Origin of the sequence: Sulfitobacter sp. TMED3 (genome assembly GCF_002167505.1) — a bacterium.
Lineage (GTDB): Bacteria > Pseudomonadota > Alphaproteobacteria > Rhodobacterales > Rhodobacteraceae > Sulfitobacter > Sulfitobacter pontiacus.
Window position 1 is genome coordinate 53,965 of record NZ_NHBI01000006.1, and the last position, 13,724, is coordinate 67,688.

Annotated in this window: 11 protein-coding genes; 8 read left to right on the forward strand and 3 right to left on the reverse strand. The window is 61.8% G+C overall.

Annotated features, from left to right (window positions below):
• The first annotated feature begins 16 nt into the window (after window positions 1–16).
• The 5 genes from ilvD (at window position 17) to CBB63_RS02665 (ending at window position 5,684) form a co-directional block, all read left to right on the forward strand.
• The gene (gene ilvD / locus CBB63_RS02640) at window positions 17–1,783 is read left to right on the forward strand and encodes a dihydroxy-acid dehydratase (RefSeq protein WP_286698041.1); all 1,767 of its coding nucleotides are present in this window, start codon (window positions 17–19) and stop codon (window positions 1,781–1,783) included.
• Window positions 1,784–2,453: 670 nt separating this feature from the next.
• Window positions 2,454–3,227, forward strand: a complete 774-nt coding sequence (locus tag CBB63_RS02650) for a DUF6478 family protein (RefSeq protein ID WP_286698043.1) — start codon at window positions 2,454–2,456, stop codon at window positions 3,225–3,227.
• Window positions 3,228–3,236: 9 nt separating this feature from the next.
• Window positions 3,237–3,608, forward strand: coding sequence for a hypothetical protein (locus CBB63_RS02655; protein WP_009825564.1), 372 nt, complete (start codon window positions 3,237–3,239; stop codon window positions 3,606–3,608).
• A gap of 73 nt (window positions 3,609–3,681) precedes the next feature.
• Window positions 3,682–4,344, forward strand: a complete 663-nt coding sequence (locus CBB63_RS02660; RefSeq protein ID WP_005850470.1) for a potassium channel family protein — start codon at window positions 3,682–3,684, stop codon at window positions 4,342–4,344.
• Window positions 4,345–4,421: 77 nt separating this feature from the next.
• Window positions 4,422–5,684 carry a TrkH family potassium uptake protein gene (locus CBB63_RS02665; protein ID WP_286698071.1) on the forward strand — a complete coding sequence of 421 codons (1,263 nt, stop codon included), beginning with the start codon at window positions 4,422–4,424 and terminating at the stop codon, window positions 5,682–5,684.
• 81 nt (window positions 5,685–5,765) lie between these two features.
• On the opposite strand, the gene CBB63_RS02670 is transcribed toward CBB63_RS02665, so the two are convergent.
• The 3 genes from CBB63_RS02670 to gpmI form a co-directional block, all read right to left on the reverse strand.
• The gene (locus tag CBB63_RS02670; protein ID WP_286698044.1) at window positions 5,766–7,103 is read right to left on the reverse strand and encodes a S41 family peptidase; all 1,338 of its coding nucleotides are present in this window, start codon (window positions 7,101–7,103) and stop codon (window positions 5,766–5,768) included.
• 3 nt (window positions 7,104–7,106) lie between these two features.
• Entirely contained in the window at window positions 7,107–8,237 is a 1,131-nt protein-coding gene (locus tag CBB63_RS02675) for a murein hydrolase activator EnvC family protein (protein ID WP_286698045.1), read from the reverse strand.
• Entirely contained in the window at window positions 8,234–9,751 is a 1,518-nt protein-coding gene (gpmI, locus tag CBB63_RS02680; protein ID WP_286698046.1) for a 2,3-bisphosphoglycerate-independent phosphoglycerate mutase, read from the reverse strand. The genes CBB63_RS02675 and gpmI overlap by 4 nt, the downstream gene beginning before the upstream one ends.
• 185 nt (window positions 9,752–9,936) lie before the next feature.
• Here gpmI and CBB63_RS02685 point away from each other — a divergent pair, with 185 nt between their 5' ends.
• From CBB63_RS02685 to polA, 3 genes are all read left to right on the forward strand, one after another.
• Window positions 9,937–10,116, forward strand: a complete 180-nt coding sequence (locus CBB63_RS02685; protein ID WP_005850479.1) for a zinc-finger domain-containing protein — start codon at window positions 9,937–9,939, stop codon at window positions 10,114–10,116.
• A 62-nt stretch (window positions 10,117–10,178) separates the two neighbouring features.
• A complete protein-coding gene (locus CBB63_RS02690) occupies window positions 10,179–10,796 on the forward strand; it encodes a TIGR02117 family protein (RefSeq protein ID WP_286698047.1) in 618 nt (205 codons plus the stop codon).
• A gap of 119 nt (window positions 10,797–10,915) precedes the next feature.
• Window positions 10,916–13,714: a DNA polymerase I gene (gene polA / locus CBB63_RS02695; protein WP_286698048.1), complete on the forward strand. Its 2,799-nt coding sequence runs from the start codon at window positions 10,916–10,918 to the stop codon at window positions 13,712–13,714.
• Window positions 13,715–13,724 lie beyond the last annotated feature (10 nt).

Sequence of the window (13,724 nt, forward strand, 5' to 3'; positions counted from 1 at the left end):
CAGGGAGGCCTGCCACATGTCCACCAACACCCGCTTTGATAAATCCAGACTGCCAAGCCGGCACGTGACCGAGGGGCCAGAGCGCGCACCGCACCGGTCCTATTACTACGCAATGGGCATGACCGAAGAAGAGATTCACCAGCCTCTGGTGGGTGTGGCAACCTGCTGGAACGAAGCGGCCCCCTGTAACATCGCGCTGAACCGTCAGGCCCAGGCGGTCAAGGTCGGCGTCAAGGCGCAGCAAGGCACGCCACGCGAATTCACCACCATCACCGTCACCGACGGGATCGCCATGGGCCACGAGGGCATGCGCTCTTCTCTGGCGTCGCGCGAAGCGATTGCCGACACGGTAGAGCTGACAATGCGCGGTCACTGCTACGACGCGATTGTCGGTCTCGCGGGCTGTGACAAATCGCTGCCGGGCATGATGATGGCGATGCTGCGGCTAAACGTGCCGTCCGTGTTCCTCTACGGTGGGTCGATCCTGCCGGGCAAAGTCCCGGAAGGGGCCGATGTGCCTGCCGATTTCGCCAGCCGCGACCTGACTGTGCAAGACGTTTTCGAAGCCGTGGGTAACTACCAGAACGGCAGCATGTCGCAAGCCGCGCTTGAAGTTCTGGAACGCGTCGCTTGCCCGACAGCCGGTGCCTGCGGGGGCCAGTTCACCGCCAACACCATGGCCTGCGTGTCCGAGGCAATCGGTCTGGCGCTGCTGAACTCCTCTGGCATGCCTGCGCCCTATGAATCCCGCGACGCCTATGCGGCGGCCTCGGGTGAAGCCGTCATGAACCTGATCGAAAAGAACATCCGCGCGCGCGACATCTGCACCCGCGAAGCGTTCGAGAACGCGGCGCGTATCGTGGCCTGCACCGGCGGATCGACCAATGCCGGTCTGCACCTGCCCGCTATGGCCGCCGAGGCAGGTATCGACTTTAACCTCAGCGATGTATGCGACATCTTCCGCGACACCCCCTATTTCGTCGACATGAAACCCGGCGGGTCGCATGTGGCCAAAGACCTGTATGACGCGGGCGGCGTGCCTGTTGTGATGAAAGAACTGCGCAAGGCTGGCCTGCTGCATGATGACTGTCTGACCGCCTCGGGCCTGTCCATCGGTGAAGAGCTCGACAAGATCGAACGCGAGGCCGACGGCAAGGTGATCCACGCGATCGAAACACCGATCAGCAAGACCGGCGGCGTCGTTGGTCTGAAGGGCAACTTGGCACCCGAAGGGGCCATCGTGAAAATCGCTGGCATGACCGAAGAAGACATCGTCTTTACCGGTCCGGCGCTGATCTTTGAATGTGAACAAGACGCGTTCGAAGCCGTGCAAAACCGGGCCTACAGCGAAGGCGACGTGTTCGTGATCCGCAACGAAGGCCCCGCTGGTGGCCCCGGCATGCGCGAAATGCTGGCGACCACGGCGGCCCTGTCCGGTCAAGGCATGGGCAAAAAGGTAGCGCTGATCACCGACGGCCGTTTCTCCGGCGCGACACGGGGTTTCTGCGTTGGTCACGTCGGCCCAGAAGCCGCGCATGGCGGACCGATTGCCTTGCTCAAACAGGGCGACATGATCACGCTGAACGCGATCACCGGTTCGATCTCTGTCGATATCTCGGACGCGGAAATGGCAGAGCGCAAAGCGGCTTGGCCCGGCGCCCGCAAAACCAACTATCAAAGCGGTGCACTGTGGAAATACGCGCAGCTTGTGGGCCCAACCTATCTTGGTGCGGTGACGCATCCCGGCGCGAAGGCGGAAACACATGACTATATGGACCTGTAAAGGTCCGCTTGCCGCCGTTGGCGTGATGCTTCTGACCGCCTGCGAGGGCGGTCAGGGGCTTGGCGCGTCCTCGGGTGCCGCCAAGCCGCCGTTGTCACGCGCGAAAATGGCCGGAGGGGTCGAACTGGTCGCCCCCGATGGTTTCTGCATCGACCAAACCAGCCTCGAGGCGCGCTTTGCCGTGATTGCACGCTGTGACGGATTAGGGGCCCCTGCCTCTGCGGGGGCAGCACCGCGTGGGTTGATCACGGTCAGCCTGACCCAGTCCAAACCCGGCTCCCTGCCAAGCGCCCAGCAGATCGCGGCTGAAACCTCGCTNCAGAATGTGAGCGATGTGGAGAAAGGCGACCAAAGCGTCACNTTCCGCGCGCAGGGGCGTATTCCTGTCGGTGGGCTTTCCCCCAANCAATGGCGCGGCGTCGCACGGATGGGCACGCAAACCGCCGGTATCGCCGTCTACGGCCCCGAACGCGGCGAGATCGTCAGCGCCTCTGGCCGAAGGGTTCTGACNCAGTTGATCACCCGCAGCATCGACGCCAGNGCACCTGCAAAAACCACCGTCGCGCAACGCAACTAGCGCGCCGGCCTCTTGGCCCATTTCATTTGTGCCCCCACGCCACAGGCGGTAGGGTACGACCAACAACCCATTCGTAATCGGGGCAACAGGCACATGCGCAAACTCGGGAAAAAGCTGATCGACAGCGCCTTGATCGCGCGGTTTACCCGCCGCTGGTCCGCCAAAGCCGACCGTGCCCCCCAGACAGAACTGTCCGTGCTGCGCAAACAAGCAGGNCAAGCACGCGCCNTGCGTCGNCATCTGGACAAGNTGATCTACACCGCCGAAGACCGGCTTGCCCTGCCCCGNATCGGNTCTAACAAGTTCTCTCGGCCCCATAACACCGATTGGTCCTGGCGCCCGCAGCTNTGGCGCGCGCCCTTGACCAAATCGGGNCTNTCGTCGGTGCAATCCAAGGCGACCATGGGCGATGAGGTCACGATTTTCCACGACTGCACCCTGTCNGAACTCGGCNTCCGGCAAATCCGCAACCTCGAAGAAAACCATCTAGCGCCCTATGGGCTTCGGCTTGAGGTCTACCGTTTCGACGGGTCTTTCCTGTCTNTGGTGCTGGACCTGCAGGATGATTGCGTCGACGGGATGAAGCGCACNCATGTCCTGCGNGTGGACGCNGTGATCGAGATGGAAAAACCGATCGAGATTTTCGCCCGCCTGAACATCCGCCACGGGCCCAACACCGAACAAATGGTGCAGGAACTGCCGCTGAACAAATCCGAGGTCACGGCAGAATTCGACCTCGCNTATTCCAACCTGAACGAAAAACGCGTCGAGAAAGCCTGGATCGACCTGATTTTTGAAGGGCCCGAAATGAACCAGATCATGCTGCGTGACCTGACCTTTTCGCGCCGCCCCCGCGCCCAGTTGTAGGAGCCCCGCATGAGCAACCTGACCCTCACCAAAACCCAGATGCGCGACGGCACATGGCAAGGGATCGTGACCGGCGCGGACGATACCAAACCCGATCTTGTGGTCACCCACGCCGATGCCGATGTCGCGGGGGTGCAGTTGGAACATGACGCGTCATCGGATCACTGGGTGCTCAGCATCCCTGTGCCCGCAGCCGCAATCGCTGATGGGCTGCACACATTGCTGGTGGTCGACCGCGCGTCTGGCACGACATTGGCCAGCATCACCCTGATCGGGGACGAGGTCACCGGCCCCGATTTGCGCGCCGAGGTGGATTTGCTGCGCGCCGAACTTGATATGCTGAAACGTGCGTTCCGGCGGCACTGCGTCGAAACGACCTGACGGCCCTTGCTTGCTTGCCCCTGTGACGCGATGTATCCCTTGGCAAGACTGAGCCCTTCAGAGGACCCTCGTAATGGCAGTGAAAAGACGGACTATCGGCGTGATCGGCCTTGGCAACTTTGGCTCTACGGTCGCAACCGAGCTACAGCGTTTTGGCAACTACGTGATCGGCGTGGACCTGAACGACCAGCGCGTCAGCAACCATGTCGAAAAGCTGAGCCAAGCCGTTATCGTGGACGCCCGCGATGATGCCGCCCTGCGCGAGGCCGGGTTGGGCGACTGTTCGATGGCGCTGGTCGCCATGGGCAGCGATCTTGAATCGAGCATCCTGTCGGCCATCAACCTGAAACTGCTGGGCGTCGAGACGATCTGGGCCAAGGCCAAGACAAAAACGCACCACCGGATCTTGTCGAAACTGGGTGTCGACCGTGTGATCCACCCCGAAGTCGAAGTCGGCCAGCATATCGCGCAGGTGATCCACAACCCCTTGGTGCGCGACTATGTCAGCCTCGGGAACGGGTACCACGTGGTCAACTTCCGCATCCCCGAAGCGCTTGAGGGCAAATCGCTCGAGACGTTGTCATACGGCAAGAAGTTCGACCTGCGCTGTCTGGGCGTGATGCGGGGCACCGAATATATCGGGCGCGACGGGTTGGACTGCACGTTGCAACGGGACGATCTGTTGATCCTGCTCGGGCAGCGCACCGACCTGCGCAGCTTTGCGGCAAGCCTTTGAAGCTCTTTTCAAAGTCACAGAAAAGCGCGTGGCGGCTTCTGCCCCCGCCCGCCGTGCTTGTGTTGATCTATCTGACGATGGTGGTTCTGGGCGGATTGATCCTGTGGACTCCGCTGGCGAATACTGCGGGGATCAGCCTGTCGGACGCGCTGTTCACCTCTACCTCTGCTGTTACGGTGACGGGGCTGGCGGTGGTCGATACCGGCACCGCCTTTACCGGCTTCGGGCAGGCGGTCATCGCACTTTTGATCCAGATGGGCGGCTTGGGATTGATGACCTTTGCCGTTCTGGTGCTGTCCGCGCTTGGTATCCCTTTGGGGATGCCGCAGCGGATTATCCTGCGCGAAGATCTGAACCAGCCGAGCATCTACAATCTGACCTCGCTGGTGATGGCGATCCTGAAGATCGCCATTCTGGCAGAGCTTATCGGCGCGGCCTTGATGGCCTTTGTCTTCGTGCCCGAATTCGGTCTGGCGCAGGGGCTTTGGCATTCGGTGTTCCTAAGCATTTCTGCATTCAACAATGCGGGGTTCGCGCTGTTCCCCGACAGCCTAAGTAACTGGGTCAGCGATCCGATTATCAACGTCGTGATCCCCGCGCTGTTCATCATCGGCGGCATCGGGTTCATCGTGCTGGCCGATATCTGGGAAAAACGCAGCTGGCGTCGGCTCAGCCTGCACAGCAAGCTGATGCTCACCGGCACGGTGGTGCTGATCCTGCTGGCTTGGGCGCTGTTTGCAGCACTGGAATGGCGCAACCCCGCGACCTTGGGCCAGTTCGGCAGCCTTGGCAGCAAGCTTTGGGCCAGTTGGTTTCAGGCCGTCACCCCACGGACAGCGGGCTTTAACACGCTTGATTACGCAGAGATCCACGAGAGTACTGCGTTGATGACCATGACGCTGATGCTGGTCGGCGGCGGTAGCACGTCGACGGCGGGCGGCATCAAGGTGACCACGCTCATCGTGCTGATCCTCGCCACCGTGGCCTTCTTCCGTCGCAGCACCAGCCTGCATGCCTTTGGTCGGTCGATGGGGCCGGATGAAGTGTTCAAGGTCATGGCGCTGACCACAATCAGCATCCTTCTGGTCCTGACGGGCATCTTCATCATATCAATCAAACATGACGGAGAGTTCATCGACCTCGCGTTCGAGGCAACATCAGCCTTTGGCACCGTCGGCCTGTCGCGCGGTGCCACGGCAGAGCTTGATAGCACCGGCCGCGCGATGATCATGCTGATGATGTTTCTGGGCCGCGTCGGCCCGCTGACCATCGGGTTCTTTCTGGCGACGCAATCGGTGCCCCGCGTGCGCTACCCCGAAGGCAAGGTCTATCTGGGCTGAACACCCGCCCTTGGCCCAACAAAAAAGACCGGCCCGCCTATCTGCGGACCGGTCTTTAATNNNAACGCGTGATCGNCGCGCTTACTTCTTCGGGCCCAATGCGGACAGACCCTTGAGGATGTCGATGGCATAGGCCAGCTGGTAATCCTCTTCCCGCAGGGAAGCGGCTTTTTCGGCCTTGGCGCGGTCTTCCATGATCTGGTCGACCTGATCGTCGGTCAGGCTGTCGTTGTTCAGGCTNCCGCGCAGGTCTGCTTCGGACCGCAGGGGGCGTGCTGTTGCATCCTCTTCCTCGTTGTCCGCAGGCCGTGCCGGTGGCTGGGCGACGATGATGTCGGGGGACACGCCAAGTGCCTGAATGGAGCGGCCCGACGGCGTGTAGTATCGCGCTGTGGTCAGGCGCATCGCCCCTTCACCGCGCAGCGGCATGATCGTCTGCACCGACCCTTTGCCAAAGCTTTTGGTCCCGACGACAATCGCGCGACGGTGGTCTTGCAGGGCACCGGCAACGATCTCGGAAGCCGATGCAGAGCCGCCGTTGATTAGCACCACAATCGGCTTGCCTTCGGCCAGATCGCCGGGGGTGGCGTTGGTGCGNTCGCCATCCGCGGCATCACGGCCACGGGTGCTGACGATCTCGCCTTCTTCAAGGAAAGCATCCGACACGGCGATNGCCTGATTCAGCAGACCACCGGGGTTGTTGCGCAGATCAACGACAAAGCCGCTGACATTCTCGATGCCGCCGGCGGCCTTGACCTGCTCTTCCAGACCCTCTTTCAGCTTGGGGTAGGTCTGTTCGTTAAAGGTGGTGACCCGCAGCACAACCGCGTCGCCTTCGGTACGGGCGCGCACCGCGGTCAGCTGAATCGTATCGCGCACCAGCGACACGTCGAAGGGTTCGGTCTCGCCTTCTCGCACCACGGTAATCTCGATCTCTGAACCCACCGGNCCGCGCATCAGCTCGACCGCGTCATCCANCGTCAGCCCCAGCAGGCTTTCGCCGTCCACATGGGTGATGAAATCGCCCGCTTCGATACCCGCTTCAGAGGCAGGCGTGCCATCAATAGGGGAAACGACTTTGACGAAACCCTCTTCCTGCGTCACCTCGATGCCGAGACCGCCGAATTCGCCACGGGTCTGGTCGCGCATCTTCAGCGCGTCTTTCGGCGACAGGTAGCTGGAGTGTGGATCAAGCGAGGTAAGCATGCCGTTGATCGCGGCCTCTACCAGCTCTTCGGTGTCGACCTCTTCGACGTATTGCGCACGGATGCGTTCAAAGATGTCGCCGAACAGATCAAGCTGTTCATAAACGTTGCTGTTCTTTTCAGTTTCCTGTGCCAGCAAGGGGCCCGCAATCTGCGTCGTGGCAATTACCCCTGCCAGCGTACCGCCCACGGCAGCCATCACGAACTTCTTCATCGTTTATCCATCCTTATCAGTTCGGAACCAGTCTGACGGGTCCTGCGGAACATTGTTCTCTCTTACTTCTATATAGAGCGTTTCTGAACGCTCCACGCCAGCCCCATCACCATTTGGTGACAGCGCCTGTTGATTTACGCCGGCCGGNCCGCCCATAAGGCCAATCGGCGTCTCTGCCCCGATCACCTGCCCTGCCTCGCCATAAACCACATCCAGCCCTGCCAATACAAACAACGCCCCGGCCCGAGGTTCAAGAATGACCACGTTTCCAAGGTCCAGCAGCGGGCCGGTGTAGCGGATTGTCGCCGCCGTGGGCGATGTCACGATGGCACGCGGGCGGGTCGCGAGGATAATCCCGGGGCGCGTCNCCCCCGCNGCATCGGTTTCATTGGCACGGCGCAGGATCACGCCCTGCACCGGCAAGGTCAGGTCGCCCTTCTGCCCTTCGAAATCGGCNGGCGCATCCGCAATCGGNTCCGAGGTCATCTCGGACAGGCCGCTGGCGAACCCCGATAGCGTCTCGGAGGTCGAGATCAGGATCGCGGTGCGCACCGGGTCTTCGTTGAAGCGTTTGGGCAGATCNGTCCGGTTGGCCATCGCCTGATTAAGCTCTGTCCGGGCGCGCTGGATTTCCGTCAGCCCCTCCTGCAAGCGCTGTGCCGCATCGGTCTGAAGCGCCCGCAGGGTCTGCACGTCTTCAAGATCCTGCCGCAAGACATCGGCGCGGGTGTTCAGGGCCGGTGTCAGNTCTGCCAGCANCATACCNGCGCGTGCNGTGCCAACGGGCCCTTCAGGATGCAGGAACAAGGTGGGCGACGGGTTGCCGCCGATGCTTTGCAACACGCCCAGCAACTGCGCGACCTCGCCATCGCGGGCCTGTAGCTTTTTGCTCAGCTGCGCCTCGTTGATNGCCGCCTGACGCAGCCCCTCGCGCATGGCCCCAAGGCCGGTTTCAAACGCCTGAATCGTCTGGGTCAGCGCCTGCACGCGGTCCCGCGCCCCATCTGCGGCGTCCAACTGGGCAGAGGCCGCTTCAAGGTCGGCCATCGCGCGGCGCGCCTGTTCTGCNGCCTCGGTCTGCGCAAACACGCCGACGGGCCAGAACATCAGGGCAAGGGCGCAAAGGCGGATCATTCGAGCAGCGACTTTCCCGTCATCTCGGCGGGTTGATCCAGCCCCATCAACTGCAACACTGTCGGNGCCAGATCGGCCAGACGACCGCTGCGCAGGCTGGCCCCATCGGGCCCGCCGACAACCGCCACGGGCACGGGGTTGAGCGTATGCGCCGTATGCGCCCCGCCGGTTTCGGGATCAATCATCGTTTCGCAATTACCGTGGTCCGCGGTGACGATCATCGCGCCGCCGACNTCCTCAAGCGCNTCNAGCACGCGCCCAAGGCCGNTATCCACNGCCTCGCAGGCCGCGATGGCGGCATCAAGATCACCGGTATGCCCNACCATATCGGGGTTCGCGTAATTCACNACAATCAGGTCGTAGCGGTCCTTGATCGCTTGCACGAANCGGTCGGTGACTTCCGCGCAAGACATCTCTGGCTGCAAATCATAGGTCGCCACATTCGGCGACTTGGGCATATAGCGGTCCTCGCCCGTTGTGGGTGTTTCCTCGCCCCCGTTCAGAAAGAACGTCACATGCGGGTATTTCTCTGTCTCGGCCAAGCGGAACTGNCGCAGGCCGTGCTGNGCGACCCATGCGCCAAGCGTATTCACGATCTCGGGCTTGGGGTACATGGTGGTCATGAACGCNCCATGCGCGTCGGAGTATTCCGCCATGCCCATCACCGCAGACCANGNNGGCCGCGCNCCTGTGTCGAAGGCGTCAAACTCCGGATCCGCNAGCGCCGACATGATTTCNCGCGCGCGNTCNGCGCGGAAATTCAGGCAGAANANCCCATCCCCGTCCTGCACGCCGGTGTAGCCCTCCAGCACCGTGGGCGTGATAAATTCATCGTTTTCGTCCANACCATAGGCATCATTCACCGCATCGCGGGCGGTTGGGGCGGCACTGCCCTTGCCCTGCACGATCGCCTCATAGGCTTTGGCAACGCGGTCCCAGCGGTTGTCACGGTCCATCGCGTAATAGCGCCCCGAGACGGTCGCGATACGCGCCCCGTCGGGCAAGGCGGCTTGCAGCGTCTCGAAATAGCCCAAGGCCGAGCGCGGCGCGACATCGCGCCCGTCGGTCAGCGCATGGATNACNACCGGAATACCCTGCGCCCGCAGCGCNCGCACCGCGGCAATCATATGNGTCAGGTGCCCATGCACCCCGCCATCAGAGACAAGCCCCATCANATGCGCCGTGCCGCCNGTCTGTTTCAGCGTCTCGGCAAAGTCCAGCAACGGTTGATGGGTGGCAAACNCGCCNTCCTCGATCGCAAGATCGATCTGTCCNAGATCCATCGCGACGACACGACCAGCCCCGATATTGGTATGCCCCACCTCGGAGTTGCCCATCTGCCCCTGTGGCAGACCCACATCAGGCCCGAAGGTGGTCAGCGTCGCCGAAGGGCAGCTTTGCATGATCCGGTCGACATGCGGGGTCTTTGCCAGAAGGGGCGCGTTGCCCTGAGGGTCATCGCGCAGGCCCCACCCATCCAGAATGCACAATACGACAGGTTTTGGGGTGTTCATCCTGAGACCGCTCCGCAGGTTTACAGTGGTTTTCCGTCTTTTAGCGGCTCTGTGGCCGATGGTGAACCTAATTCAACGCAGTTTACAAACTTGTAAGCAGAGGGNGGCCAAATCACACGGCGCACCCTTGCCCTGCCTGCGCGGTTTGGTCATAAGATGGGCGCATCAAAGCCAAGGACGACAGCATGACATCCCAAGCACCGGAAACCCGCATTGTGAACACCTGGCGCGTCGCCTGTGACGGCAGCGAAGGCGCCTTGGGGCACCCGCGCGTCTGGCTGCAAATCCCGCAAGACAAGGGCTGGGTCGAATGTGGGTACTGCGACTGCAAGTTCATCCACGCCGAGTTTGAGGGCAAGGTCTGACCAAAGCGTTACGATGGCTGGGCGCNNTTGCGCTTTTGCCCGCGTGCTTTGTGCTTGCCGCAGTGATCGGTGCCNTNTGGGCCGCTCCTGCCTCTGATGAACCGCGCGCGGTGCCAACGCGCGAGGTGCTGCTGGTCCACGGACCCATCCACTATGATCTGCTGATCCCGATTGATGATATCTCGGGCCCGCGGTTTGCCGCGCTCGAGACGCGGGGTCTGCCGCTATCGCANCCCGATGCGCGGTGGCTTGTCATCGGATGGGGGGCGCGCAAGTTTTATACGGAAACCCCCACCTATCGCGAATTGAANCCCGGCAATGTCTGGCGCGGGATTATCGGCGATGACGCGGTGCTGCGNATTGATGTCATTGGCCCCATCGCNCCGACCGCCAAACGCCGGACCGTGACGATGTCCGAANGCGCGTACCGCAGGCTGGTCGCGAATGTCTGGTCGGCGCTTGACCNCGGCCCTGACGGGCTGCCGCAACGTGTCGATGTGGATGGGTATACCGNCACCGATGGNTTCTTTGCCGCNAAAGGACGCTTTAGCNTCCTGCGCACCTGCAACGTCTGGATCGGCGACCAACTCCGCGCGGCAGGGCTGCGGTTCGGACGCTGGACGCCGCTCCCCTTGTCNGTGAGCCTGTCCTGGCGCCTTTACCAAAGCGAGCCCCGCTAGNCAGGGACGCTCCGCGGGGAGTTTATTTGGCAAAATGAAGCCGGTCGCGGGCAATTGGCCGCTGGAGAGTTTGCCGGCTTCGTGGCACAAGAAAGCTTGTCTTAAAGAGGAGCACCGACATGTCCGGCACATTTGGCAAAGGTCACCATCTGCATCTGATCGACGGGTCGGCGTTTATTTTCCGCGCCTATCACGCGCTGCCACCGCTGACGCGCAAGTCGGACGGGCTGCCGATTGGNGCGGTGGCGGGTTTTTGCAACATGTTGCACCGCTATGTCGAAGGCAACACAGGGCCGGATGCNCCGACCCATGTGGCCGTGATCTTTGACAAGGGCAGCCANACNTTCCGCAANGACATGTANGACAAATACAAGGCCAACCGCGAGGCCATGCCCGAAGACCTGCGTCCGCAGATCCCNCTGACCCGCACCGCCACCGAAGCCTTCAATATCGCTTGCAAGGAAAAGGAAGGTTTCGAGGCGGACGACATCATTGCCACGCTCGCCGTACAGGCACGGGCCGCAGGTGGCCGCTGCACCATCATCAGTTCGGACAAGGATCTGATGCAGCTGGTCGGCGGCGGTGTTGAAATGCTGGATGCGATGAAAAACAAGAGCATCGACCGCGACGGTGTGTTCGAGAAATTCGGCGTCTATCCCGATCGTGTGGTGGATGTGCAGGCGCTGGCGGGCGACTCTGTCGATAACGTCCCCGGGGCACCCGGGATCGGGATCAAGACNGCNGCTTTGCTGATCAACGAATANGGNGATCTCGATGCGCTGCTGGAGCGCGCGGGCGAGATCAAGCAGCCCAAGCGGCGCCAGACCCTGATCGACCATGCCGACCAGATCCGCCTGTCCCGTGATCTGGTCAAGCTGGACGAGAACACACCGCTGGACTTCACCCTTGAGGATCTTGAGGTGCGCAACCCTGATGCAGATCAACTGCTGGGCTTTCTGGCCGAGATGGAGTTTCGCACCCTGTCNAAACGTGTGGCCGAGGTGCTNGGGAAAGAGGCCCCCACCATCGCCGAGGCACCGGTCGCCGCCGATGCCCCGGCCGCGGCGGATGTGCCCTTTGACGCAGAGCTNTATGAACACGTCAGTGACACAGCCGCGCTNCAGGCCTGGATCGACCGTATCTATGAATTCGGCTATGTCGCCGTCGATACAGAGACCACCGGGCTGGACGATATGGTCGCGCAGCTTGTCGGCGTTTCGCTNTGTGTCGAACCGGGCAAGGCCTGCTACATCCCGCTTATCCACAAGGCGCGCGGCAGCGATGATCTGTTCGGGAGTGATGATCTNGCCGAGGGGCAGATCCCTACCGAAGAGGCGCTGCGCCTGCTGACCCCGATGCTGGAGGATCCCTCNATCCTCAAGATCGGGCAGAACATGAAATACGACAGCAAGATTTTCGCTCAGCTGGGGATCAACGTCGCGCCCATCGACGACACGATGCTGCTGTCCTACGCGATGCACGCCGGGCTGCANGGCCACGGCATGGACACGCTNTCTGAACGCTATCTGTCGCACACACCGATCCCGATCAAGCCGCTGCTGGGGACAGGCAAATCGGCCATCACCTTTGATAAGGTGCCGCTCGCCGATGCGGTGAAATATGCCGCCGAGGATGCGGATATCACTCTGCGTCTGTGGCAATTGTTCAAACCCCAGCTCCACCGCGTCGGGGTGACGAAGGTGTATGAAACGCTTGAACGCCCGCTTGTGCCTGTNTTGGCGGCNATGGAACGCTCTGGCGTGAAGGTGGACCGNGATACGCTGAGCCGGATGTCCAACGCCTTTGCCCAGAAGATGGCGGGGCTTGAGGACGANATCTATGAGCTNGCCGGGCGCAANTTCAACGTCGGCTCGCCCAANCAACTGGGGGAAATCCTGTTCGACGAGATGGGGCTGGAAGGCGGCAAGAAAGGCAAGACGGGGGCCTATGCCACCGGTGCCGATGTGCTTGAGGACCTCGCGACAGAACATGACCTGCCCGCGCGGGTGCTGGACTGGCGACAGCTGTCCAAGCTGAAATCGACCTATACCGACGCGCTGCAGGATCACATCAACCCCGACACAGGCCGTGTGCATACGTCCTATTCCATCGCGGGGGCGTCGACCGGGCGGCTGGCCTCGACCGATCCGAACCTNCAAAACATCCCGATCCGGTCCGAAGAAGGGCGGCGCATCCGCGAGGCCTTTGTNGCAGAGCCGGGCAAGGCGCTGGTCGCGCTTGACTATTCCCAGATCGAGCTGCGGATTCTGGCGCATATCGCCAATATNCCCGAGCTTAAGCAGGCGTTTCAGGACGGCATCGACATTCACGCGCTGACCGCTTCGGAAATGTTCGGCGTGCCACTGGACGAGATGACCTCGGACGTGCGTCGTCAGGCCAAGGCGATCAACTTTGGCGTGATCTATGGNATCTCNGGCTTCGGNCTGGCGCGCAACCTGCGTATCCCGCGCGCCGAAGCACAGGGGTTCATCGACCGCTATTTCGAACGTTTCCCCGGCATCCGTACCTATATGAANGACACCAAGGCGTTCGCCAAAGAGCATGGCTTTGTGCAGACGCTGTTCGGGCGCAAGATCCACACGCCCGAGATCAGCGCCAAGGGCCCCCGCGCNGGTTTTGCCCAACGGGCNGCCATCAACGCGCCNATTCAGGGCACCGCCGCCGATGTGATCCGCCGCGCNATGATCCGCATGCCCGANGCGATCAAGGATCTGCCCGCCACCATGTTGTTGCAGGTCCACGATGAATTGCTGTTCGAGGTGGAGAAAGGGGCCGAGGACGATCTGATCGCCGCCGCACGCCACGTNATGGAGAATGCAGCCGATCCNGTGGTCAAACTGGATGTGAAGCTCGACGTGGATGCGGGCGTCGGGGCGAGTTGGGCNGAGGCGCATTAANCGTCTCTGA

Bases quoted from the DNA above. Each gene is read 5' to 3' on its own strand.
- ilvD (WP_286698041.1), top strand. From the start codon at position 17: ATGTCCACCAACACCCGCTTTGATAAATCCAGACTGCCAAGCCGGCAC.
- CBB63_RS02655 (WP_009825564.1), top strand. From the start codon at position 3,237: ATGAGCAACCTGACCCTCACCAAAACCCAGATGCGCGACGGCACATGG.
- CBB63_RS02660 (WP_005850470.1), top strand. From the start codon at position 3,682: ATGGCAGTGAAAAGACGGACTATCGGCGTGATCGGCCTTGGCAACTTT.
- CBB63_RS02665 (WP_286698071.1), top strand. From the start codon at position 4,422: ATGGTGGTTCTGGGCGGATTGATCCTGTGGACTCCGCTGGCGAATACT.
- CBB63_RS02685 (WP_005850479.1), top strand. From the start codon at position 9,937: ATGACATCCCAAGCACCGGAAACCCGCATTGTGAACACCTGGCGCGTC.